The organism is Pseudomonas gingeri (assembly GCF_013385635.1).
Lineage (GTDB): Bacteria > Pseudomonadota > Gammaproteobacteria > Pseudomonadales > Pseudomonadaceae > Aquipseudomonas > Aquipseudomonas gingeri_A.
Map to the genome: position 1 here is coordinate 22,425 of NZ_JACAPR010000022.1, position 23,429 is coordinate 45,853.

At 63.5% G+C, this 23,429-nt stretch carries 17 protein-coding genes and 1 pseudogene; 12 read left to right on the top strand and 6 right to left on the bottom strand.

What is annotated here, in order from left to right; all coding sequences use genetic code 11:
- Positions 1 to 30 precede the first annotated feature (30 nt).
- The 4 genes from HX851_RS25455 to HX851_RS25470 form a co-directional block, all read right to left on the bottom strand.
- A complete protein-coding gene (locus HX851_RS25455) occupies positions 31 to 3,603 on the bottom strand; it encodes a hypothetical protein (RefSeq protein WP_177065596.1) in 3,573 nt (1,190 codons plus the stop codon).
- Positions 3,604 to 3,967: 364 nt separating this feature from the next.
- Positions 3,968 to 6,799 (bottom strand): ATP-binding protein, encoded by a 2,832-nt coding sequence (locus tag HX851_RS25460; protein ID WP_256262847.1) that lies wholly within the window; start codon positions 6,797 to 6,799, stop codon positions 3,968 to 3,970.
- Positions 6,800 to 7,617: 818 nt separating this feature from the next.
- Entirely contained in the window at positions 7,618 to 8,589 is a 972-nt protein-coding gene (locus tag HX851_RS25465) for an alpha/beta hydrolase (protein WP_177065594.1), read from the bottom strand.
- A gap of 325 nt (positions 8,590 to 8,914) precedes the next feature.
- Positions 8,915 to 10,699 carry an NAD(P)H dependent flavin oxidoreductase family protein gene (locus tag HX851_RS25470; protein ID WP_177065642.1) on the bottom strand — a complete coding sequence of 595 codons (1,785 nt, stop codon included), beginning with the start codon at positions 10,697 to 10,699 and terminating at the stop codon, positions 8,915 to 8,917.
- Here HX851_RS25470 and pdxR point away from each other — a divergent pair, their 5' ends adjacent.
- Entirely contained in the window at positions 10,700 to 12,187 is a 1,488-nt protein-coding gene (gene pdxR / locus HX851_RS25475) for a MocR-like pyridoxine biosynthesis transcription factor PdxR (protein ID WP_177065592.1), read from the top strand.
- Between the two features lie 56 nt (positions 12,188 to 12,243).
- On the opposite strand, the gene HX851_RS25480 is transcribed toward pdxR, so the two are convergent.
- Complete coding sequence (locus HX851_RS25480) at positions 12,244 to 12,546, bottom strand: DUF2388 domain-containing protein (protein WP_177056874.1); 303 nt, start codon at positions 12,544 to 12,546, stop codon at positions 12,244 to 12,246.
- A gap of 91 nt (positions 12,547 to 12,637) precedes the next feature.
- Positions 12,638 to 13,252, bottom strand: coding sequence for a TetR/AcrR family transcriptional regulator (locus tag HX851_RS25485; protein WP_177065590.1), 615 nt, complete (start codon positions 13,250 to 13,252; stop codon positions 12,638 to 12,640).
- A gap of 141 nt (positions 13,253 to 13,393) precedes the next feature.
- Here HX851_RS25485 and HX851_RS25490 point away from each other — a divergent pair, with 141 nt between their 5' ends.
- The 11 genes and pseudogenes from HX851_RS25490 to xylB all read left to right on the top strand — a co-directional run bounded on the left by HX851_RS25490 (position 13,394) and on the right by xylB (position 23,302).
- A complete protein-coding gene (locus HX851_RS25490) occupies positions 13,394 to 13,834 on the top strand; it encodes a hotdog fold domain-containing protein (RefSeq protein ID WP_177056876.1) in 441 nt (146 codons plus the stop codon).
- 103 nt (positions 13,835 to 13,937) lie between these two features.
- On the top strand, positions 13,938 to 14,357 hold the full coding sequence (locus HX851_RS25495; protein ID WP_177065588.1) for a DUF2946 domain-containing protein: 420 nt from the start codon (positions 13,938 to 13,940) through the stop codon (positions 14,355 to 14,357).
- Positions 14,358 to 14,476: 119 nt separating this feature from the next.
- On the top strand, positions 14,477 to 15,082 hold the full coding sequence (locus HX851_RS25500; RefSeq protein ID WP_177056878.1) for an SCO family protein: 606 nt from the start codon (positions 14,477 to 14,479) through the stop codon (positions 15,080 to 15,082).
- A gap of 29 nt (positions 15,083 to 15,111) precedes the next feature.
- Positions 15,112 to 15,576 (top strand): copper chaperone PCu(A)C, encoded by a 465-nt coding sequence (locus tag HX851_RS25505; RefSeq protein WP_177056879.1) that lies wholly within the window; start codon positions 15,112 to 15,114, stop codon positions 15,574 to 15,576.
- Between the two features lie 283 nt (positions 15,577 to 15,859).
- Positions 15,860 to 16,061: pseudogene (locus HX851_RS25510) on the top strand (YbdD/YjiX family protein).
- A gap of 42 nt (positions 16,062 to 16,103) precedes the next feature.
- Positions 16,104 to 16,622: a cytochrome P460 family protein gene (locus HX851_RS25515; protein ID WP_177065586.1), complete on the top strand. Its 519-nt coding sequence runs from the start codon at positions 16,104 to 16,106 to the stop codon at positions 16,620 to 16,622.
- 508 nt (positions 16,623 to 17,130) lie between these two features.
- The gene (locus HX851_RS25520) at positions 17,131 to 18,675 is read left to right on the top strand and encodes a sugar ABC transporter ATP-binding protein (protein WP_177065584.1); all 1,545 of its coding nucleotides are present in this window, start codon (positions 17,131 to 17,133) and stop codon (positions 18,673 to 18,675) included.
- A 55-nt stretch (positions 18,676 to 18,730) separates the two neighbouring features.
- Positions 18,731 to 19,717 carry an ABC transporter permease subunit gene (locus HX851_RS25525; RefSeq protein WP_177056883.1) on the top strand — a complete coding sequence of 329 codons (987 nt, stop codon included), beginning with the start codon at positions 18,731 to 18,733 and terminating at the stop codon, positions 19,715 to 19,717.
- A 99-nt stretch (positions 19,718 to 19,816) separates the two neighbouring features.
- Entirely contained in the window at positions 19,817 to 20,758 is a 942-nt protein-coding gene (locus HX851_RS25530; protein ID WP_177065582.1) for an ABC transporter substrate-binding protein, read from the top strand.
- 26 nt (positions 20,759 to 20,784) lie between these two features.
- The gene (locus HX851_RS25535) at positions 20,785 to 21,783 is read left to right on the top strand and encodes a LacI family DNA-binding transcriptional regulator (RefSeq protein WP_177056885.1); all 999 of its coding nucleotides are present in this window, start codon (positions 20,785 to 20,787) and stop codon (positions 21,781 to 21,783) included.
- Positions 21,784 to 21,811: 28 nt separating this feature from the next.
- A complete protein-coding gene (xylB, locus tag HX851_RS25540; RefSeq protein ID WP_177065580.1) occupies positions 21,812 to 23,302 on the top strand; it encodes a xylulokinase in 1,491 nt (496 codons plus the stop codon).
- Positions 23,303 to 23,429: the final 127 nt, after the last annotated feature.

Sequence of the window (23,429 nt, forward strand, 5' to 3'; positions counted from 1 at the left end):
ATCAGCCTCGCTACACATCACCGACCTGAATCAGCTCCCCAGCGGCTTGTCGACATCGTGATAGGTGCCATAGCCGTCGGTGGTCCGCCAGATCACCTTGTGATCGTCATCGATCCACTCCGAGTCGCGGGTCGAGTACTTGAAGTCCTCGGAGCGCCGGTTGCTGCCGTCGCCGATATAGTCCGGGTGATAAGGCTTGTCCTTGATCGTCGAGTGATGGGCCCATTCCTCCCCGCGGAAATCGAACACGCTCTGGTTGGTCGGCGCATCGCGCTGGCCCCAGTCCGACAGGTAGGTCTGCAGCCAGACATAGGCGTCATCGCCACCTGGTTTGAGCAGACCGTCATCCTTGAAGTCCTTGATCTGGTCCCAGTTCTGCATCGACAGCTTGTGCAGCTTGTGTTCCTTGATCGAACCGAGGATCACCCCGACCAGCGACAGTGCGCCACTGAACAGGAAACCGGCCGGCCCGAGCCCGCCGATCACCCGGCCGACCGTACCGAACAGGCCGGTCACCCCGGCGATCGAACCGACCAGGCCGCTGACCCCGCCGGCCACGCCGAGGGCGCCCTGGGCGATCTTGATATCGTCCTTCTCGCGCACGCCGTCGCGAATGGTCAGGGCACCGCTGGTAATGCCGAGCACGCTGCCGACCACGTCCGCGGTGGCGCCGATGATCTTGATCGCGCTGCCGGCGATGCGCTGCCAGCGGGCCGGTTCCTTGATATTGATGCCGCGCTTTTCCACGCCGCTGATGATGCCGTCCTTGACCTTGTCGATATTGTCGTCGCTGAACAGCCCGGCGCCCTTGTTGAGGGCCTTGCCGGCATTCTTGGCACCGGCATCGCCGTCAAGCATCGAATTGTCGATGGTGTCGAAGATCTTCGACTGGATGTCCTCGCGCTTGAGGTGATCCTTGAGCTTCTCGGCCGCCGCGGCTTTCTGCTCCGGGGTCAGGGCACTGGTGGTGCCGTCGATGCCCGGTACATCGCTGGTCTTGGGCTTCCAGATATCCGGCAGGGACTTGTCCAGGCCGAGCATCTGGCTGGCTTCGGTGCCCGTGAGCTTGTCGTAGATGTTGCCGCCCAGCTTGGCGAAATGGCTGCCGGTGCCGAGGAAGCCGATAAAGTCACCGGCAATCGCCAGGCGCTGTTGCGGCGTGGCACCGAGGGTATCGCCCTTGATCAGTTGATAGACCGCCCGCGCGCCGCTGATGGTGCCGCCGATGGAGCCGAGGATGCCGGCACTGTTGAGGGTGCCCAGGTGTTCGCGGAAGGCCGACTTCTTCGTCGCGTCCATCGGCGAGTTGTCGACCACCTTGCTGATGTCCTCGGTGGTGATCTTGCCGTTCTTCTGCCAGATATCCCCGAGTTCAGTGGCCGCCTTGCCGAAGTCGCGGGCCGAATCCTTGTCCTTGAGCAGGACTTCCTGGACGAACTTCTCGTAGGTATTGAGGCCGTTGCGCGGGATATCGACGCCGGTGGTCTTGAGCACGCTGATGGTGGTCAGCGCGACGTCGCGGGTCGCCTGTGCCGTGGCGTCGTCGGAAATCAGGCTGGGGTCCTTCATCAGCTTGTCGATTTCCAGGGTGTAGCTGTCGACCTGCAAGTCCTTGAGGAACTGGTCGGCCCTGGCCGGGTCGATGTCCGCCAGGCCCTGGTAGGCCGAGCGGATTTCCTCGCCGGCCAGTTCCGTCTTGCCGTCCTTCTGCAGGTCGGCGATGTAGTTGATGAAGTTCTCCGACGAGGTGCTGTCCAGCAGCTTCTGGCGGGTCTCGTCGACCTTGGCCTGACCGCCGTCGACCTTGCCCAGGGCCGCGTCGTGGTGCGACTTGAGGTCGGCCTGGATGCTCTTGTCGGTGAGCAGGGTAGCGATCTGCTCGTCGATGGCCTTGACGTCGAAGATGTTCTCGCGCACATCGCGGGAGGTGACGCCGATGGCGTCCTGGGCATTGCCGAAGTTGCCGAAGCCGTGCTCGGGAATGATCGACATGCCGTTGTCGGCCATGTTCTTGGCGTCCAGCGCACGAATGAACCTGGCCCGTGGGTCATCCTTGCCGATGCTGCCGTCCTTCATCCCGGCCCGGTAGTCGTCCACCAGGCTCTTCATGGTCAGGTCCTGCACCGACAGCGGGTTGCCGTCGTCGCCTTTCTCGGTGGTCGCCAGGCCGTCGACCGTGACGTCCTTGAGCGGCGGCAGGCCATGGTCGCCGCGCAGCTTGTCGATATCGGTGGTCTGCGCGGCGATATCGTCGCGGTAGCCCGAGATCTGGTCGAACATCTGCGGGTTGCTTTCCTGGGAGACGACGATCTTCTGCTCGTCGGCGCCCGGCTTGTGATAGGTGAAGGCGATCAGCCCCGGGCCATAATCACCGGCACCGCCGACGCTCATGATGTCTTCGGTGGACGGCAGGTAATCGTCGGGACCGGCCAGGGTGTAGCCGTCGCCCCTGGCTTTCTCGACACCGGCCAGGGTCTGGCCCTTCTCGCTGTACTGGGCAAAACTGGTGGGGGTGATGTCCTTGCTCACGGTGACGACCTTGTCGTCGTTGAGGGTGACCTTGAGCACGCCGTCGGCCGGGCTTTCCACCTTCTTGATATCGGTGAGTTTCGCGGCATCGCCGTCCTCGCGCACCAGGCCCTGGTTCGGATCGGCCAATGCGCCCTTGATCAGCTCGCCCGCCGGCGTGCCTTCGGTGGCGGCGAGGCCGTGCAGCAGGTTGTAGTCGGCCGGATTCGCCGCGCCGCTCATCATGTACTTGTGCCCGGCGTCCTCGAAGAAGATCACGCCGGTCTCGGGGTCCTGGGAATCGACCTTCAGGTGGTCGGCCTTGAAGTCGGTCGGCAGGCTGTTGATTTCCTCATAGCCCTTGGCCTTGCCCTCGGCCAGGGTGTCCTTGACCTTGCCGATCGCCGTGTAGGTCTCGAAGGCCCCGGGGGTGATGCCTTCGGCGACCACCTGCACCCGACCGTCCTTGAGGGTGACCTCGAGCACGCCTTCGGCAGCGGGATCGACCGACTCGATGGCGTCGAACTTGATCCCGGCTTCGTCCTTGCGCAGCAGTTGCTTGTCGGGATCGGAGAAACTCTCGGCGATGGCCTTGTAGGCCGGCGTGCCCTGGGCGGCATTGACCGTGTGCAGAAAATCGTAGAGTTGCGTGCCGTGGTCCGGGCCCTGGCCGGGGCGCTCGGCGACGGCATGGCCGAAACGCAGGTTGTCGGTGATGTTATAGCCGCCCTGGGCCTCTGCCGCGGCGGATTGGCTGATCTTGTACTGGTTGCCTTCATGCTCGAAGTAGATCACCCCGGCCGTGCTGTCTTCGGAAACGATCTTCAGCTTGCTGAAGTCCAGGGGCTCGGGCAGGGCGGTGATGTCCGTGTACTGCTTGGCCTGTTCGTCGCTGAGTTTTTCCGTGGCCGGTTTGCCCGGCGCCGGCTTGTGGTCGGCGGCGAGGACCTTGAAGTTCTTCAGCGGACCGTCAGCGGGCGCTTCTCCGGCGTTGCGTGCCAGGTGCCTGACCTTGTCGACCAGGCTGTCGAAGACACTGGGGTTTCTTGAAGAGGATTCGGCGGGAACCGTCGAAGGTTTGTCGAGTTTGATCATGGCGAAGTCCGTGCTAGAGAGGTCCGAGGCAGTTGGCGTTCCAGAAGGGGCTTCTGGTCGGGGCGCACGGTCGGCCCATGGCAGGGCCTGGCGGTGATCCGCGGGGTTGCTGCTCCTGGGCGCAGGCGTGCTGCTTCGGCGATGGTAGGTGCTGGAGGAGCCGGCGGGCGGCTTTCTTGGCAACTTCTCACAACGTTTCACGGCTGTGAAATACGCCTGTCACGATGATCGTTCCCACGCTCTGCGTGGTAACGCCTCACTGGACGCTCTGCGTCCGCTGTCGAAGTGACGCGGAGCGTCACGGGCTGCATTCCCACGCGGAGTGTGGGAACGATCATAAACCCTGGGCTGTTGAGGCTAGACCTCAGTAATTGGCCAGGCGCAGGCGCGGCTCGTCGAGTTGCGCCAGGTCGAGGTTGATCCGCGCGATCCAGAACCGCGCGCCCTGGTGGGTCGCCTCCGCCAGCGCCTGGTACAGCAGCGAATGCGCCAGCGCGTTGGCGGTGGCGCTGTTCTGCGCGGCACACAAGCGGGCCTTGAGCCGCAGCAGTTCCGGCAGGTACCAGCGTTCGTGGCGACCCTGGGTCAACTGCAGGGTTTCTTCCAGGACTTCGAGCCCGGCGTTGCCGAGGCCGATGGCCGCCAGGCCAAGGGCATATTCGCCCTGGAAAAAGCTGAACAACGGGCTGTCCGCCTGCAGGCGCAGCAACCGCAACGCTTCGCCGAGCTGGCGCACACCGCGCTCCGGGTGATCCTGGCGAATCAGCAGGACACTTTCGAAACAGTCGCCGAACAATCGCCAGATATGCAGGTCATGCTGGGTCGTGCTGTCCTGCAGCAGGCTCAGGTAACAGGCCGCGCCGGGCAGGTTGTCGGTGAGCAGCGCAATCGGCAGGGTGCTCATGCAGAGGGTGTACCAGAGCGTCGCCGGGTGGTTGAGCCGCAAGGCCTTTTCGACATTGCTGTCGATGGTGAACAGCGCCTCGTCGACCCGACCTTCGAGCAGCGAGACATTGGCTTTCAGGCAATAGGCGGCGATGCGCTGGTCGAAGTGTGCCTCGATCACATCCGAGTGCGAGGCGCAGGGGGCACTGATCGCCTCGTCGATATTCTGTCGTGCGCCGGCCAGGTCGGCCATGTAGAACAGCGCCGTGGCGCGCATGCGCTTGCCCAGCAGCGGGTAGTCGGCGACCCGCTCCTGTTCGGCCAGCAGGTTGTAGCGCTCGGCCAGCTCCAGCGCATCGCGGTACTGGTTGGCGGCGCAGCGATCGGACCACAATCCCCACAGGGCCTTGAGCTTGTGCTCGGTGTCGCCGAGCACCAGGGCATCCTCGCGGACCCGCCGCCAGGCCTCCCGCACCGGCTCGCCGGCGCCGTAGGTGAGCATCAGCACGGTGGCCAGCGCGGTCATCAATTGCATGCGCCGACGCATCGCCAGGTCGTCGCCGCCGGCGTTTTCCGCCAGGCCGCGCTCGACCTGGACCCGGCACTCATTGAGCAGGCCCAGGCGCAGCCACAGGGGCACCGCCACCAGGGTGATCTCCACGGCCAGCAGGTGCTCGGCCGCGCCATGAGCCCAGTCGAGGGCACTGCGCAGCGCGTTGATTTCCGGGCCGTACAGGGCGATCCAGGCCGCGGGTGAAAGGCTGTCGAGCTTTTGCCCGGCCTCGGCGAGCAATTGGCGGGTAAACAGCGCATGACGCTTGTGCACCCGCGCGGCGTCATCGTGCTCGGCGAGTTTCTCCAGGGCATAGACCCGAGTGGTTTCCAGCAGGCGGTAACGCTTGCCGGCCTCGTCTTCGCGGGCGCTGAGCAGCGATTTGTCCATCAGGCTTTCCAGCAGCGGCAGGGCATTATAGGCCTCCACGCCCTGCTGACCGATCACCGCCCGCACCGCCCCCAGGGTGAAGGGGCCGGTAAATACCGCCAGTTGTCGCAACATGCCCTGTTCGGCCGTACTGAGGATCGAATAGGTCCAGTCCAGCGCGGCACTCAGGCTGCGGTGGCGAGGCAGGGCCGTGCGGCGGCCGGTCATCAGCAGGCGGAAGCTGCCGTCGAGCAGGTTCACCAGGTCCGGGATGCCAAAGGCCCGGACCCGGGCGGCGGCGATCTCGATCGCCAGCGGGCTGCTGTCGAGTTTGCGGCAGATGGCACACACCGCCGCGACATCGGTGTCATTGAGGATGAAGCCGGGATCATGGGCCTGGACCCGCTCGACAAACAGCTGGATCGCCGGATAGGCCTGGGCCTGCGCGGCGTTCAGCGCGCTGTCGGGTGCCGGCAGCGGCAGGGAGTCGAGGACCTGTACGCATTCTCCGGCAGCCCGCAGGGGCTCGCGACTGGTGGTCAGTACGCAGCAGTGGGGCGCCTGGCGCAACAGCAGTTCGATCAGTCCGGCAACGGTCTCCAGCACATGCTCGCAGTTATCGAAGACCAGCAGCAGACGACTGCTGTTCAGGGCACTGACCACGCCCTGCAGCGGGTCTTCGGCCATGGCATTGAGGTGCAGGGCCGAGGCCAGCATGCCGGGAATCAGGTGCGGCGCGGTGACCGGTGCCAGGTCGATAAAGCAGCTGCCCTGGGGAAACTCGTCGGCCAGGGCGTTGGCCACCGCCAGGGCGACGGTGGTCTTGCCGATGCCGCCGGGACCGGCCAGGGTCACGAAACGACGACTGAGCACCTGGCCGCGGAGTTCGCGGATCACCTCGTCACGGCCGATGATCGGCGTCATCAGTCCGGGCAGCCCGGATTTCACTTCCGATTTCACTTCCGATTTCGCCGCCACCACCGCAGGACTGTTGTCGACGCCGGCGTACTGGGTGCCATATTGGGTAATGGGGGCGACAAAGCGGTACCCGCGGCCCGGTACGGTGGAGATGTAGCCGAAGTTGCCATCATCACCGAGGGCACGCCGCAGGGCGACGATCTGTGCCCGCAGGTTGCATTCCTCGACCACCATCTTCGGCCAGGCAAAGGCGATCAATTCGGTCTTCTCCAGCAACTCCCCGGCCCGTTCGACCATGGCGATCAGCAAGGCCAGGGCCCTACTGCCAAGGGTGACCGGCTCGCCGTCTTTGAGCAGCAGATGCTGTCGCGCCAGCAGGGTGAAGGGACCAAAACAGACCGCTCCTTGTTGCTGCACGTGGCTGAGGAGGATTACGTCCATGTTTACAGGGCTGCTGTTGCTCAACTTCATGTGGGCACCGTTTATTGAGTTTTCGGCAATCAGGCGCTTGCCTTTGTTGGTACTTGGCATGGTGTACAGGGCGCAGGACACGCCCAAGAGTCAGCTCAGCAGGCTTCATTTATATGAATGTATTCATGCTACGCAGGCGCATGGGGCCGCTGAGGTGGATCGATCGGCTAGACAGGGGGACGGCCCGACGAGGGCGAGTCGTTGCCGCAGGCTCGGTGCGGCAGGCAGGGTGGAGAGGCGCGGAACCCGCAAGGGGCGGGTGGCTGCAACAAGGAAACGGACAGGTGGCGTATTACCGGAATCAGCGTGCTCATCGTCTTACCCTCCATGGGCGGATCCAGTTCGTCGAGGTCGTTTTCGACCTTTGCCGGGGCAGTGCCAAGGCGGCAACAACAGGATCGCCGTGAGATGTTGGACCATTAGGAGTCATGATCAACACCTTCGTTCCGCACAATCAATCGGCTTTTCCGGTTCTGCTGAAGCAGTCGGCCGAGGGCTTGCAACGGAGTTTTTTGTTTGGGATGGAAGAAAGCAGGTTGTGTGCCATTGCGTAAAAAATTGTATCGAAAAAGTAACAATATGAAATTTAAAGTAATAGTTTCACCACGGTGAATCGCTGAATTTTATTTCGTTCGGGAGCCCGAATCGAACAAATACTTTGTGTTCGGAAAACCGACTGGCTGATGGACGGCGACGCTCGAAAAGTGTTGCCGGGCAGCCTGACGGCCCGCGGAACAAGATGTCGGGTTTGTGAGCCGTGTCTCATTCGAATTCGCGGGTCGCAGGCGTCAACCGATCAGTGGAGCGTTTTTTTCAGCTCAGGGGAACACCTTCAGTTCCTGGAAATTGCGTCCGACAAAGGTCAGCATGTTTTCCGAACCACTGGTCCAGAAGTCATAGTTGTGCTCACCGGGGCGGGTCGAAAAGCGGTTGGGCACCCCCAGTTTGTTCATTTCGGCATGCAGGACGCTGTTGCCGGTGAAGAAACGATCGTCGGTGCCGCAATCCAGGTAATACCTGGTCTTCCTGATGTCCTCCAGCGGCAGGGTCTTGAGCAGGTTGAGCGCGTTGTAGCTCAGGTAGTGCGCGTTGATGCGCGCCTGGCCTTGCAGGCCGACGCCCCAGCCATGGCCATAGCGCCGTTCGTAACCGGCGGTGTCCATGTCGATGATCTGCTCGTCGGTGCGCACCGCGGCGCTCATCACGGCGGCGGCACCGAAGCTGTCCGGATGCTTGAAGGCATAGATCAGCGAGCCGAAACCGCCCATGGACAGGCCGCCGATGGCGCGGAAACGTTTCTCCTTGAGCACCCGGTACTTCTTCTCGATATCGGGCATGAACTCGTTGAAGAACATGTCTTCCCAGCGGAACTGCCCGTCGGCGTCGTTCATGTAGAAGGTCGCGTACTGGTTGGCCTCGTTACGCAGGGCATCCGGGGTGACCACGATCATCGCCGGGATCTTGCCCGCGCGGATCAGCCGATCCAGCAGGTTGCCCAGGTTGTCCTGCATGAACCAGTCGTTGTAGCGCCCGTCATCGCCGCCGTGCAGCAGGTAGAGGATCGGATAGGAACGCGTCGACTGCTGATAGTCCGGCGGCAGGTAGACGCTGTACTTGACGTCCTTGGACAGGATTTTGCTCTTGATCGATGAAGTGTCATCGATGGTGCCCATGTCCGCCCGGGCCGGTGCGACACTGCACAGCAGCAACAGGCTCAATAGCAGGCCGGCCAGCAGGGGCCTGGCCGGTGTCCGGGGGAGGGAGTTTTCGTCGAACCACGCAAGCTGCATAACACGCTCTCCGTTCAAGGGAATGAAGGCCACGATGGGTTTCGTGCCGCTGGCAGGGGTCGCAGGTTCCGCGCCAGTGTCGGATCGAGCTGTGGGGATAAGCGATACCGGAGCCGCGTTCGGTCAATCGGGGATACCTCCCGGCGGGTAGCGGGCGACAGATGGCGGACGCAGACTTACCGGGCAGTCCGCGCATTCGGTCAAGCCACGGGCCGCGGCGTGCCGGACAGGGCAGCGTCGGCACGCCGGCGTTGCACCGATCTGCGCCACTGTGTAGCAAGGTAGCAGCCCTGTGCTCTACCGGCCTTGGGCTGCGTGCCTTTGCTCAAGCCACTGCACGACCTGTTGTAGCGTCCCTGGCGGCACCGGGTTGGCCAATCAGCAGGTCTTCGAAGAAACCGCCGACCGGCTCGGTGGGATGGCGCAACTGGATCTCCAGCACCCAGACCATCTCGCTCGGGACGATCTCGATATCCGCCAGATTGGCCGGGCCATGCAGGGCGTGGGGGAAATCGGACAACCGATGGCCGGCGATATTGCGCTCCAGGACCCAGCCCCTGGCGGCTGCACTGGCCTCGGCGAAGTCATACAGGCCACGTCCGCTCAGCCCATTGCGCCAGGCCTCGCAGCTCTCCTCGAAGACCTCGTGCAAGGCTTGCGTGCAGGCCCGGTGCAGCGGATGTTCGCCGAAGACAAAGGTGTCGCCATAGTCGCCTTCATAACCATCCCAGACCGGTCCGAGGTCGACCACGGCGATATCGTTCGCCTGCAGGCGACGTTGCAGGTCGACGCCCTTGCGCGGGACATGCACGGTGTCCGGACCGAAGCGCACATAGGTCGGGTGCCATGTGTGGGAGGAACCCATGGCCTGCAAGTGCTGGTTGGCCATGTCCAGGGCTTCGCCGGTGGTCATGCCGACCCTGAGCTTGCTGGCGATCTGCGCCAGGGCCCGTATCGACTGTTCGCGGGCGGCGAGCATGCCGTCCAGCGAGTAACGCGGGCCGACCTTTTCCCAGACCGGATCCAGTGGTTTGAACGGCCGGACATTGCCCTGGCTACCGCTGGGCACAAAGGCTTCGGCGACAAAATGCTGTTCCGGCAGGCCGGCGGCCAGGCACTGCGCGCGCACGTCGGCGATCATCCGGCCGTTGCCGCAGGCATAGACCTGGGAGTCCACCCAGCGATGGCCGTGCTGCAGGACTTTCTGCTGCAAGCGCGCCTGCGATGAAAGCACCGGGAACCAGCGCAGCCGTGGCTGGCCGGCACAGGCGGCGTCGAGAAACTCCCGATCATAGAAGTCCGCTGCCTGTGCGCCCCCCCAATACAAGGTGACGTCGGCACCTTCGGCCAGGGCCATCAGCAGCAACGGCTTGATCCCGGCGTAGCCGGTACCGGTGGCGAACAGCACTACCGGGCGCTCGCCATCGGGCTGCCAGGTGCAGGCACCGAACGGGCCTTCCAGGTTCAGCCGCTGGCCGTCCTGAAGGGCATCGAGGATACCCTCGGAAAACACCCCGCCGGGCACCCGGCGGATGTGGAAGACCAGTCGGCCCTGGTCCTGCTCCGGCAGGTTGGCCACGGAAAAGCAGCGGCTGTCGCCGTCGGCGAGGCGGAACTTGAAGTACTGGCCGGCACGTATCTGGAAGTTGGCGGTTTGCGGCTGCAGCACCAGCTCGACGATATCACTGCTCAGCGCCCGCTTGCCGTCCACCACGGCGCTGATTTCCAGGGTCGGGGTGTCCAGCGACCAGCCGGGGATTGCCAGGCGCATATCGGCGCAGGCATGGCTCTGGCACAGCAGCATTTCGTCCGCGGCCAGGGGATAGGAGGGCGCCGGGTCGTTCGGACCGAGCAGCTTGCCCCGGTACTGGCCATCGAGCACCTTGACCTTGCATGAGCCGCAAGCACCGCGGCGGCAGGAGAACGGCACCGACAAGCCGCTGGCCAGCATGGCGTCGAGCAGCAGTTCGTCGCCGGCACTGAAGGTTTTGCCCGAAGGCGACAGCTCGATGACATGGCGATGTGGGTTCATAACGACCTCCTGGCAGATAAGGTCGTCATTGTTGCGGTAGACTAGGACCATGAGAACCTCCAGTTTTGGATAATTCAGATGGTCCAGCTACGCAAATGGCGGCCCTTGCTCAATCTCGAGGCGAGCCAGGGCCAGGCGTCCTACCGCAAGATCGTCGAAGGCCTGGTCACGGCGATCCGCGACGGGCGGCTGGCGCCCGGCAGCCTGTTGCCGGGCACCCGGGAAATGGCGCAACTGCTCGACGTCAACCGCAAGACGGTGATCCTCGCCTATGAAGAGGCGATGACCAAGGGCTGGCTGGTCAGCGAGACGCGCCGGGGCACCTTCGTCAATACGCAACTGGAAACCGCACCGTCGGATCGCCGCGCACCACAGGACTTCGCCCCGCGCCTGCTCTCGGAACCGGCGGTGCCATATCTGACCCCTGGCCCGCGGGACAGGGGGATGCAACTGCTGCCGCAGGCACTGTTCTTCGACAATGGTGCCGCCGACCACCGCTTGCTGCCCCAGGCGGTGCTGCACCGCTACTACCGCAATGCCCTGCGCGACACCTTTGCCTCCAACACCGTGCGCCACGGCAGTGAAGGCACCGGTTATCTGTTGCGCACGACACTGGCCGATATGTTGAGGAACAACCGTGGCCTGGCGGTGACGGCGGAAAATATCTGCCTGACCCAGGGCGTGCAGATGTCGCTGTACCTGACGGCGAGCGCCTTGATCAAGCCGGGGGACGTGGTCTTGGTGGAGCGCCTGAGTTATCCGCCGGCCTGGGCAATCTTCCGTGCCCTGGGGGCACGACTGGTCACCGTGGATATCGACGATCAAGGCTGCCAGGTCGAGCAGATCGACGGGCTGTGCCGGTTGCATCGGGTGCGGATGATCTACCTGACGCCGCATCACCAGTTCCCGACCACCGTCAGTCTGCGCGCCGAGCGGCGGCAGAAGCTGCTGGCCCTGGCCCAACGCCATGATTTCTGCGTGATCGAGGAAGACTATGACCATGAGTACCATTTCGAGGGCCGGCCCTACCTGCCGCTGGCCAGCGATCTCCGGCAACGCCATGTGATCTATGTCGGCTCGCTGTCCAAGGCCCTGGGCGGGACCTTCCGTTGCAGCTTCGTGGTGGCGCCGGCCAATGTGATCGAAGTGCTCAACCGCAACGCCGTGTTGATCCAGTCCCAGGGCGATGCGGTCAGCCAGCAGATGCTCGCGGACCTGATCAATGACGGCGAACTGAAGAAGCACCTGCGGCGGGTGTCGAAAACCTATCGACAACGCCGCGAAACCTTGCAGGAGTGCCTGCTGGCAGCGTTCGGCGAACGCATCGCGATCCGCCAACCGGAGGGCGGGCTGGCGCTGTGGGTCGGTTTCGACGACGCCTATGATGTCGACCGGCTGGTGGCCGAGGCCCTGGAACACAAGCTGGTGGTGCGCAGCGGACGGCAGTTTTCGCCGCTGGACCAGCCGGAGAATGCCTTGCGCCTGGGTTTCGCCTCACTGGACGAGGATGAACTGCGCCAGGCCGTGCAGCGTCTGGCACAGGCGTCCAGAAGTGCGCTGAGATGAGCGCACCGGGACAACTGTCTTGACCGCCGCTCCATGGGAACGGCGGCAAGAGCACGTCAAGGCTGCAGCAGAATCGCTTCGGCCAGATCCTGGTCAGTGGCCTGCAAGCCCGGATGATCCTGGCGGATCTGCCTCAGGGCCGCTTCCAGATAGGCGCCACGAATGGTGCCGCCGCTGGCGATAAAGCTCGATGCATCATCGTGGGAAGGCGCCACCATCTTCTTGTCCTTCTTGAAGGTGGAGTACAGCGAGGCGGAAACCCCGGCCGAAGTCGCCACATCGCCAGCATCGACCCCGGCCACGGCATAACCGGCGGGGAACAAGAGGGCAACGGAAAGAACCAGCACTGCGCTACGCATGATCCTACGCTCCTGGAAATAGGGAGGTTTCCCATAGTAGAGCGTAGTTGCTGGCCGCTAGCGGGGTTGCCCGCTTATCGGACACCGCCCGTCAGGGTTGCAGGGATTTCCAGGCGGCTTCGGCCAACTCACTGCGCCAGGTTCGCGGTGAACTCTGGACACGCCCGGCCAGCCAGGCCCGGCAGTAGTTTTCCGCCGGGCCGACAATCAGCGACAGCAGCAACTCCCTGGGCATGCCGCTGACTTCCGTACCCTCGCGGGTGGCCCCCAGCCAATCGCGCAGTTGTCGGTTGCGGGCCCTGTTGCGGGTGGCCAGTTCCTCGGCGAAAGGGCCCTTGCTCACGACAAAACGCGCCTGGAACTGAAAACGTGCCCACTCTGGTTGCTCGTCGACCCAGTCCACATAGCTGTAGACCAGTCCCTGCAAGACCTCCTTCAGTGTCCGGGCCTCGGCCAGGAAGGCTTCGCGCAGCCGTGCCTGGTCCTCCAGCGCAGTGAAGAACAGCGCTGCCACCAGTCCCTCCTTGTTGCCGAAATGGTGATAGATCGCCCCCACGCTGGTATCGCAGGCGGCACGGATGGTTTCGATGGTGCTGGCTTCGATGCCCTGTTCGTTGAAACACAACAGTGCCTGTCGAAGGATCGCCCGTTTCAGTTCGGCCCTGCGGCCCGGGTAGCAGCGTTCCAGCAGATCGGGGGTTTCCATGGGCAATAACCTGAAAGTTCGCAAAGGGCCCTGGGCCCGGTTCAAGAGTGACCTAGCTTGACAGTTTTTCCGTTAACGGAATATTGTTCTTTTACAGAATATTATTCTGTAAAATCCAATCATCCATCATAAGGTCACAAGATGAGCCAGTTCCTGAGCATGTTCACCGCTGCCGGTCCGGAAAAATTCAGTCAGATGGCCTGCCAGATGGCGCCGTACTTCAGCACCATCAATCCCTTGATCAGTGAGTTGCGGGCCGGGCACTCCGTGGTGCAAGTGCCGTTTCGCCGGGAAATCACCAACCACCTGGGCACCGTCCACGCCATTGCCCTGTGCAACGCCGCCGAACTGGCGGCGGGGGTGATGACCGATGTGTCGATCCCCGAGGGCGCACGCTGGATTCCCAAGGGCATGAGCGTCGAGTACCTGGCCAAGGCCAAGACCGACGTGCGCACGGTGGCCGATGGCAGTGCCGTGGACTGGCAGACGCCGGGCGACAAGGTGGTGGCCGTCGAGACGTTCGACGAGACGGGCGTGAAGGTGTTTACCGCGCAGATCACCATGAACGTCAAGCTGGGCTGAGCCTGTCGCGGTAATGCAGGGCACATGGGCGCCGCCCGCGTTCATGTGCCATTTTGTCGCACCAACCGACGCGGGCCGGGCGACAGTGTTAAATTGCCTGCCCATGACTTCCTTTCTTCCCCTTCGAACCTTCAGGCGCCACACCGGAGCCTGGCTGAGCCTGTTCGCCATGCTGCTGGTGTTCGCCGGGCCGTTGGTCGGGCAGGGGATGGGCCAGGCCCATGGCACGCAGGCGGACCTGAGCGATATCTGCGGTGATGTGCCGCAGGGTTATATCGCCGGTGCCGCGCTGGCGGCCGAAGGCGATAGCGATCCGGCTCCCCATCACATCCTGCTGTGGGAAAAGTGCGGCTACTGCTCGCTGCTGTTCCAGCACCCGGCGCTGGCCGACTCCCATGCCGCCCTGGGTTACCTGGGCATCCGGCCGATCGCCTTGCCGATCCCGACATTCACCGCGCAACAGAACGTTGCGCCGGTCTTTCCCGGCTCCCGCTCACGGGCTCCGCCGCAACTGCGCGCCTGATCATCATTGCCAATCGTTGTCGGCACCCGACCTCGAACGCTCCGCGCCGGAGCTTGCGGGTCACGACAGCTTGCGTTGCACACCTGCGTTACAAAAAGGCTACCTAGAGGGCCCTTTACATGAATGACTTACTGACTCGCCGCCAGGTCGTTGCCGGCCTCGGGCTCCTGAGTCTCGGATTGCTGGCCGGTTGCGACAGCTCCCCCAAACTGTCCTACAAGTACGGCAAGGACCTGAGCGACGAAATCCTCGGGCGCAAGTTCAAGCTCAAGGACACCCAGGGCAACGTGACCATGCTCGGCAGTTTCGGCGGGATGATGCCGATGATCTTCTTCGGTTTCACCCAGTGCCCGGCCGTGTGCCCGACAGCACTGGCCCGGGCCGCCCGGGCCAAGAAGCTGATGGGTCCCGATGGCGATCGCTTGCAGGTGGTGTTCATTACCGTCGATCCGGAGCGCGATACGCCCCAGGTGCTCGATGCCTATGTCAAGGCGTTCGACCCCAGCTTCGTCGCCCTGTACGGCACCCTTGAGGAAACCGCGCAAACGGCCAAGGAGTTCAAGGTGTTCTACGAGAAGATCCCCGCGGGTTCGACCTACACCATGTCCCATACCGCCACCAGCTTTGTCTACGACACCCGCGGCCAGCTGCGCCTGGGGCTGTCGCCGTCGCTGTCGGCCCAGCAATGCGCGGACGACCTGCTCACGGTCATGTCCGTCTGCTGACGCACTCTAGAATTATTCGAGATATTGAAATGAAACCTTTGAAATATATTGCCTTTTCCATTCTTGGAAGCCTCAGTCTGCAGGTTTGCGCGCAGACACTGGTGGAAGATGCCTGGGTCCGCGCCACCGTGCCCGGGCAACCGTCGACCGGTGCATTCATGCGCATTACCTCGACCGAGGGCGGCAAACTGCTCGAGGCCAGGTCGCCGGTGGCCAAGACCGTGCAGATCCATGAGTCGAAGATGCAGAACGACATCATGAGCATGCAACCGGTGGATTCCGTGCCACTGCCGGCCGGCCAGGCGGTCAGCATCGACCCCGAGGGTTATCACGTGATGCTGATCGACCTGGTCGGGCAGGTGAAGGAGGGCGATAGCGTGCCGCTGACCCTGGTGGTGGAAAATGCCAAGGGTGTAAAGGAGTCGGTCGAGGTCAAGGCCACCGCGCGGTCACTCACTGAAATGCCCATGCATGACCATGGTGATATGCACTGAGGCTTTCTGCCAGCCGCCATCTCTGTGGGAGCCGGCTTGCCGGCGAAGAGGCCCTCGGGCCTTGCAGCGTCTGCCCCGGCGCTTTCGCCGGCAAGCCGGCTCCCACAACTGAATCGCCCTCGTCGTGTTCATGTTGTATCACAGTGTGTACAGCTAACCCTTTGATACAACATGCAACGTTTCGGGCAATCCGCGACACTTCCCGGATACATTCCCGCGCTTAACTGCTACCGCTCAAGGCCCTGAGTCCCCTCAGGCTTTCCCGTCATGCGGAGTGCAGCCCATGTTCAAACAAGCCAAAGCCAGCCTGCGGACCTTGCGCCAGATCGCGCGCTCGATGGTCGGCGTGCCGGATTACGACGCCTACGTCGCCCTGATGACGAGCCGACACCCGGACCAGCCGGTGATGAGCTACGAGGTGTTTTTTCCGCGAGCGTCAGGAAGCGCGTTACAACAGCCGCAAGTGCACGACACGTTGCTGCTGACGCGGCCGACCCACCCTCGGCGGGCAAACAGGAATTGATGATATGAAATGGCTTTATGCAAGCTTGCTGGGCGCCGGCGTGGCGTTGTCGGTGGGCATCGTGCTGGCGACGCCTGGTTCGTCCGGCGATACCACCACGCAAAACGCCTCGCCCATTTATGGCGTGACCGTCCCTGATGGCTATCGCCAGTGGGAACTGGTGGCGCCTTCGCTGCAGGGACCACCGCTGAACGAACTGCGGGTGATTCTCGGCAACCCCACGGCGCTCAAGGCCTACCGGGCGAACGACACCTTGCCGTTCCCGGACGGCACCGTGCTCGCCAAGCTCGCCTGGAAACACAGGCAATCGGCGGAAGCCGCCTCGGCGCTGGTGCCGGGAGAGGCGACCACGGTGCAATTCATGGTCAAGGACTCGAAGAAATATGCCAGCACCGGCGGATGGGGTTTTGGCCGTTTCATCAACGGCAAGCCGGCGGACGTGACCCAGCATGAAACCTGCTTTGCCTGCCATCAGGCGCTGGTAAAGGACCGGGACTACGTCTTCACCCGATTGGCCCGGTAACGCTTCCGATCTTGTGACGCGGAGCGTCACTGGCTGCATTCCCACGCAGAGCGTGGGAACGATCAGCGCCTGCTCTCCATCGATCGCTCCCAGGACGCTCCGCGTCCGCCTCCCTGACACGGAGCCCCAGTCCGTGCGCAACGGCTCTCAGCAAAAAATCCCTGATTGATCGTTCCCATGCTCCGCGTGGGAACGCCGCCCAGGACGCTCCGCGTCCGCTTCCCTGACACGGAGCCCCAGCCCGTGCGCAACGGCCTTCAGCAAAAAATCCCCTGATGAAACGTTTAACCTTTGATGAAATCGCCTGCGCAAGCGCTTGCGTAAACAATTTTATCTGATTACATTTTATTTCAATCAGGTCGACCAGGGCGTTTTTTTCCCGGTACGGCTCAGGTATAAAAATAAAAAATCCGGGTGTGAAAATGGGTCTCTTGCTTGGTCAGGTACTCCGCTTTTTTTGCCGTCCCCCCCAGTCTCCCGCGCTGATCATTGCCGCGAGGGCCTGTCCATGAGCCTCGCATCCGCCGCGGTTCCTCTTCTCGAAATGCACGGTATCTCCAAGACCTTCAATGGCCTGCGCGTCCTGAAAAACGTCGGCCTGACAGTCTATGCCGGGGAAATCCACGCGCTGATGGGGGAGAACGGTGCCGGCAAGTCGACGCTGATGAAGATCCTCTCCGGGGCCTACCAGGCCGACGCCGGCGGCGAAATCCGCATCGGCGGCCAAACCCTCGCCAGCTTCGACCCGAGCACCGCCAAGAGCCATGGCATCGCCGTGATCTACCAGGAATTGAGCCTGTGCCCGAACCTGAGCGTGGCCGAGAACATCTATCTCGGCCGCGAACTGCGCCATGGCTGGACCATCGACCGCAAGGCGATGGAAGCCGGTTGCGGCGAAGTGCTGGCGCGCCTCGGCGCCGAGTTCAAGGCCGCGACCCTGGTCAGCAGCTTGTCCATCGCCGAACGCCAATTGGTGGAAATCGCCCGGGCCCTGCATGCCCACGCCAGGATCCTGGTGATGGACGAGCCGACCACGCCCTTGTCCTCCCGTGAAACCGACCGCCTGTTCGCACTGATCAAGCAACTGCGCGAACAGGGCCTGGCGATCATCTATATCAGCCATCGCATGGCCGAGATCTACGAACTGTCGGACCGGGTCTCGGTACTCCGTGACGGCGAATACGTCGGCATGCTGGAGCGCGACGGACTGTCGGCGGAAACCCTGGTGAAGATGATGGTCGGCCGCGATCTGTCCGGTTTCTACAAGAAGGAGCACGCAGCCTACGCTCCGGGCGACGTGGTCATGCGGGTGCGCGACATGGCGGACGGCAAGCGCGTGCAGCCATGCAGCTTCGACCTGCATGCCGGCGAAGTGCTGGGCATTGCCGGACTGGTCGGCGCCGGGCGCACCGAACTGGCCCGGCTGATCTTTGCCGCCGATCCACGCACATCCGGCAGCCTGGAAGTGGCGGGGCGAGCGGTAATGCCGTTGCGCGGCCCGACGGATGCGATCCGCGCCGGGGTGGTCTACCTCACCGAGGACCGCAAGGCCCAGGGCCTGTTCCTCGACATGAGCGTGAACGACAACATCAATGTCTGCGCCTGCGTCCCCGATGCCCATGCCGGTGGTGTGCTCGACCGTGCCAGCGCGGCACGGCGAGCAATGGCCGCGATCAAGTCGCTGTCGATCCGGGTCGCCTCGGGCAAGGTCAGTGTCGGCGCCTTGTCCGGTGGCAACCAGCAGAAGGTGCTGCTGGCGCGCCTGCTGGAGGTCAAGCCGCACGTGCTGATTCTCGACGAACCTACCCGCGGCGTGGATATCGGCTCGAAATCGGAGATCTACCGGATCATCAACGAACTGGCCAAGGCCGGCGTCGGCATCCTGGTGATCTCCAGCGAACTGCCGGAAATCATCGGTACTTGCGACCGCGTGATGATCATGCGCGAAGGCCGGCTGGTAGCCGAAGTCGGCGGCACCTCCGGCCGGGACATCTCCCAGGAGGCCATTATCGAACTCGCCACCGGTGGCGAGCAGGTGGCCGCCCATGGCTGATTCCAACAACACGCAACGGCCAATCCCCCAAACCAAACCCGTGGAGACCAACACTATGGCGCTGACCGTAGGCAATCCGGCGCAGGCGCTCGGCAAAGGTGAACGCATGCGTGAACTGATGCGCACGGTGGGCATGTTGCCGGTGCTGATCCTGCTGCTGGTGGGTTTCGCCCTGGCCAGCGAAAACTTCATGACCGTGCAGAACCTGTCGATCATCACCCAGCAGGCCTCGGTCAACGTGGTGCTGGCCGCCGGCATGACTTTTGTCATCCTGACCGCCGGCATTGATCTGTCGGTAGGCTCGATTCTCGCCGCTTCGGCGGTGGTGGCCTTGCAGGCCTCGTTGTCGCCACAGTTCGGCATGCTCGGCATCCTCGCCGGGGTCGGCTGCGGCCTGTTGCTGGGCCTGGTCAACGGCGGGCTGATCGCCTTCATGCGCTTGCCGCCGTTCATTGTCACCCTCGGCGCCCTGACCGCCATGCGCGGCCTGGCCCGGCTGCTGGCCGACGACAAGACGGTGTTCAACCCGGACCTGCCCTTTGCCTTTATCGGCAACGACTCGATCCTCGGCGTGCCCTGGCTGGTGGTGATCGCGGTGTGCGTGGTCGCGCTGTCCTGGTTCATCCTGCGCCGCACCGTGATCGGCGTGCAGATCTATTCCGTGGGCGGCAACCCCGAAGCGGCGCGGCTGTCCGGGATCAAGGTGTGGAAGGTGCTGCTGTTCGTCTATGCACTTTCCGGCGCCCTGGCCGGACTGGGCGCGGTAATGAGCGCTTCGCGACTGTTCGCCGCCAACGGCCTGCAACTGGGGCAATCCTACGAACTCGATGCGATTGCCGCAGTGATCCTCGGCGGCACCAGCTTTACCGGTGGCGTCGGCACCATCGGCGGCACCCTGATCGGCGCGCTGATCATCGCGGTATTGACCAATGGCCTGGTGCTGCTGGGGGTGTCCGATATCTGGCAATACATTATCAAGGGCATCGTCATCATCGGCGCGGTGGCGCTGGACCGCTATCGCCAGTCCGGAGCCCGTACCTGACGTGGCCCACACCCGAGCCCACGGCTGAAAAGCAGCGTACCTGACAAACACCGCAACTCCCGATACCGACGCTTCAACAATAATCACAAGAGAGCAATCATGAACTTCAAACGCATGTTTCCCGCTGTCCTGTCCCTGAGCCTGGCCGCGTTGCTGTCCCAGGGTGTAGAGGCCCGTGAACTGAAGTCGGTGGGCATCAGCCTCGGCTCGCTCGGCAACCCGTATTTCGTCACCCTCGCCGACGGTGCCAAGGCCCGGGCGCTGGAGCTGAACCCGAACGTCAAGGTCACCTCGGTATCGGCCGACTATGACCTGAGCAAGCAATTCACCCAGATCGACAACTTCATCTCCGCCGGCGTCGACCTGATCCTGCTGAACGCGGTCGATCCGGCGGCCATCGAGTCGGCCATCAAGAAAGCCCGCAAGGCCGGGATCGTCGTGGTTGCCGTGGACGTCAATGCCCGGGGCGTGAATGCCACGGTGCAGACCGACAACGTCGAGGCCGGCAAGCTGGCCTGCCAGTTCATCGTCGACAAGCTGGCCGGCAAGGGCAATGTGATCATCCAGAACGGCCCGCAAGTGACGGCGGTCACCGACCGGGTCACTGGCTGTAAATCCGCCCTGGCTGCCGCGCCGGGAATCAAGGTGCTGTCCGATGACCAGGACGGCAAGGGCTCTCGCGAAGGTGGCCTGAACGCCATGCAGGGTTACTTGACGCGCTTCCCGAAAATCGACGGTCTGTTCGCTATCAATGACCCGCAAGCCATCGGCAGCGACCTGGCCGCCAAGCAGTTGAAACGCAGCGGCATTGTCATCACCTCGGTGGACGGTGCGCCGGATATCGAGAACGCGCTGAAAACCGAGACCTCGATCCAGGCCTCCGCCAGCCAGGATCCCTGGGCCATGGCGCAGACCGCGGTGAATATCGGCAATGACCTGCTCAACGACAAGCCACCGGCCCAGGAAGTGACCCAACTGACGCCGAAGCTGATCACCCGGGACAATGTCGGTTCCTACACCGGCTGGTCGAGCAAGCACTGATTCGATAAGAGCAGGGGGGCAGCAGCGTGGTCACCATGGATGATGTGGCGAGGATCGCCGGGGTCTCGACCTCGACCGTCTCGCATGTGCTCAACGGCACACGCAAGGTCAGCCCGGCCACGGTCAGGGCGGTCGAGCTGGCGATCGAGCAGTTGGGCTACATCCCCAATACGCTGGCCCGCTCGCTGGCGCGTTCACGGACCCATACCATCGGCGTGGCGATCTCGGCGCTGTCCAACCATTACTTCAGCGAGACGGTACACGCGATTGAAACCGAGTGCGCCAAGCACGGCATCATGATGCTGTTCGTCGATACCCATGACGATCCCGAGCAGGAACTGCGGGTGGTCAAGGCGCTGCATCATCGCCGGGTCGACGGCATCCTCCTGGCGCCGTCCACCGGCTCCCGCCCCCTGGCCCTGGATTACCTGCTGGAAAACGAAATACCTGCGGTGCTGGTGGATCGCCTGGTCACCGAGGGCTTCGACCAGGTCGGCGTGGAAAACCGCCGCTCGACCGAGGAGCTGGTGACGCACCTGGTCGAGCATGGACATCGGCGTATCGGCTTCATCGCCGGTCGCGAAGGTTTCAGTACCACCGACGAGCGGGTCGAGGGTTATCAGGCGGCGCTGCACAAGGCCGGGCTGCCATTCGATCCCGCGCTGCTGGTCAACGGCGGTTCGGACAGCGAGCCGGCGCGACTCGCCACCGGGCAGTTGCTGGCGCTGCAATCACCACCGACGGCAATCATGGCCGCCAACAACCTGATGACCCTGGGTGCCATGCATGCCTTGCGTGATGCCCATGTCGACGTGCCAGGGCAGATGGCCCTGGTCGGCTTCGACGATTTCGACTGGGCCGACTTCTTTGTCCCGCGCCTGACCCTGATCGCGCAACCGGTCAAGGCCTTGGGGGCGGAGGCCGTCAACCTGTTGCTCAAGCGCATCGAATCGCCCGAGGCACCACGACAGACCGTGCACCTGGCCCCGACCCTGCGGATTCGTAACTCATGTGGCTGCCCCTAGGCAGCCCGCCGGATGGAAGTGAATTTAGATGAGCAGTCCCGTCTCCCTCGGTATCGATCTCGGCACCTCGGAACTCAAGGCCATCCTGCTGGATGAGAACGGCACAGTGCTGGGCCATGCCGGTGCGCGCCTGACGGTTTCACGGCGCCAGGTCGGCTGGTCCGAGCAGGACCCGCAAGACTGGTGGCAGGCCTGCCTGGCGGTCCTGGCACAGCTGCGCCTGTCCCACCCCGACGCTTACGGCCGCGTGCGCTGTATCGGCCTGTCGGGACAGATGCATGGCGCGGTGCTGCTGGGCGCCGACGACCGCGTGCTGTATCCGGCGATCCTCTGGGACGATTCGCGGGCCATGGCCCAGGCCGACAGCCTGGGGCGCGACCATGGGGATTTTGCCGCAGTCACCGGCAGCCTGCCGATGGCCGGCCTGACCGCGCCAAAGCTGCTCTGGCTGCAACAGCATGAGCCCCAGGTCTTCCGGGCGATTGACTGTGTCCTGTCGCCCAAGGACTACCTGCGCCTGCGCCTGAGCGGCGAACGGATCAGCGATGTCTCGGATGCCGCCGGCACCTTGTGGCTGGATGTGGCCCGACGCGACTGGTACCCGCCGATGCTCCATGCTACCGGGCTTGAACCGGGACAGATGCCACGGCTGGTCGAGGGGCCGGCGGCGTGCACCGCGTTGGGTACGTCGGCGGCCTTGCAGATCGGCCTGCCGGTTGGACTGACGATCGCCGGAGGCGGCGGGGACAACCCGGTGTCGGCGGTCGGCATCGGCGCGGTCAACGTCGGCGATGCCTTTGCCACCCTCGGTACCAGCGCCGCGATTGTCGCGATCACCGACCACGCGGCAGGCAATCCGGCCAGCGCGGTGCACAGTTTCTGCCATGCGTTGCCGCAGCGCTGGTACACCATGGGCGCGATGCTCGCCGGGGCCAGTTGCCTGCGCTGGGTCACGCGCCTGCTGGGCTTCGCCGATGAGGCGGCGCTGTTGCGGCAGATCCAGGCAACCTTGCCGATAGAGCAATCGGTGGCGCTGTCCAGCCCGCTGTTCCTGCCGTACCTGGCCGGCGAACGTACACCGCATAACGACCCGCTGTTGCGCGGCGGCTTCATGGGCCTGGGGCATGACTGTGTACCGGCCATGCTCGGCTATGCGGTGCTCGAAGGTGTCGGCTTTGGCCTGCTGGATGCGATGAACGCCGTGCTCTCGGCCGGCGCCACCGTGGAACGTTGTGCGCTGGTGGGCGGTGGAGCACGTAGCGAGTACTGGGCCCAGTTGCTGGCCAATATCCTCGAACGGGAAATCTTCACCCTGCAGGGCAGTGAACTCAGCGCCTGTATCGGTGCCGCCAAGCTGGGTTTCCTGGCCATGGGGCAGGGCACCGATCTGTTGCGGGCAGGCATGCCGGTCAAGGCACGCTACTTCCCCGATCCAGGCCAAGGGCCGCTACTGCAGGCCCGTTACCGGAAATTCCAGGGGTTGCTCCCGGCGGCAAAAACACTGCACGGGCAAATGTAACTTTATATTCCCAGGCAGCGAAAATCATGGTTATTATCCACCCGCGCCGAGGGCCACAATCCCTGCCGGCGTAAAGGACTGCCACCTGTCGCCACAGACAGGCCAGTCGCAGCCGATCGGGTCGACC

Coding starts and splice junctions, on each gene's coding strand:
- HX851_RS25455 (WP_177065596.1), bottom strand. CDS start 3,603: ATGATCAAACTCGACAAACCTTCGACGGTTCCCGCCGAATCCTCTTCA.
- HX851_RS25460 (WP_256262847.1), bottom strand. CDS start 6,799: ATGAAGTTGAGCAACAGCAGCCCTGTAAACATGGACGTAATCCTCCTC.
- HX851_RS25465 (WP_177065594.1), bottom strand. CDS start 8,589: ATGCAGCTTGCGTGGTTCGACGAAAACTCCCTCCCCCGGACACCGGCC.
- pdxR (WP_177065592.1), top strand. CDS start 10,700: ATGGTCCAGCTACGCAAATGGCGGCCCTTGCTCAATCTCGAGGCGAGC.
- HX851_RS25480 (WP_177056874.1), bottom strand. CDS start 12,546: ATGCGTAGCGCAGTGCTGGTTCTTTCCGTTGCCCTCTTGTTCCCCGCC.
- HX851_RS25485 (WP_177065590.1), bottom strand. CDS start 13,252: ATGGAAACCCCCGATCTGCTGGAACGCTGCTACCCGGGCCGCAGGGCC.
- HX851_RS25490 (WP_177056876.1), top strand. CDS start 13,394: ATGAGCCAGTTCCTGAGCATGTTCACCGCTGCCGGTCCGGAAAAATTC.
- HX851_RS25495 (WP_177065588.1), top strand. CDS start 13,938: ATGACTTCCTTTCTTCCCCTTCGAACCTTCAGGCGCCACACCGGAGCC.
- HX851_RS25500 (WP_177056878.1), top strand. CDS start 14,477: ATGAATGACTTACTGACTCGCCGCCAGGTCGTTGCCGGCCTCGGGCTC.
- HX851_RS25505 (WP_177056879.1), top strand. CDS start 15,112: ATGAAACCTTTGAAATATATTGCCTTTTCCATTCTTGGAAGCCTCAGT.
- HX851_RS25515 (WP_177065586.1), top strand. CDS start 16,104: ATGAAATGGCTTTATGCAAGCTTGCTGGGCGCCGGCGTGGCGTTGTCG.
- HX851_RS25520 (WP_177065584.1), top strand. CDS start 17,131: ATGAGCCTCGCATCCGCCGCGGTTCCTCTTCTCGAAATGCACGGTATC.
- HX851_RS25525 (WP_177056883.1), top strand. CDS start 18,731: ATGGCGCTGACCGTAGGCAATCCGGCGCAGGCGCTCGGCAAAGGTGAA.
- HX851_RS25530 (WP_177065582.1), top strand. CDS start 19,817: ATGAACTTCAAACGCATGTTTCCCGCTGTCCTGTCCCTGAGCCTGGCC.
- xylB (WP_177065580.1), top strand. CDS start 21,812: ATGAGCAGTCCCGTCTCCCTCGGTATCGATCTCGGCACCTCGGAACTC.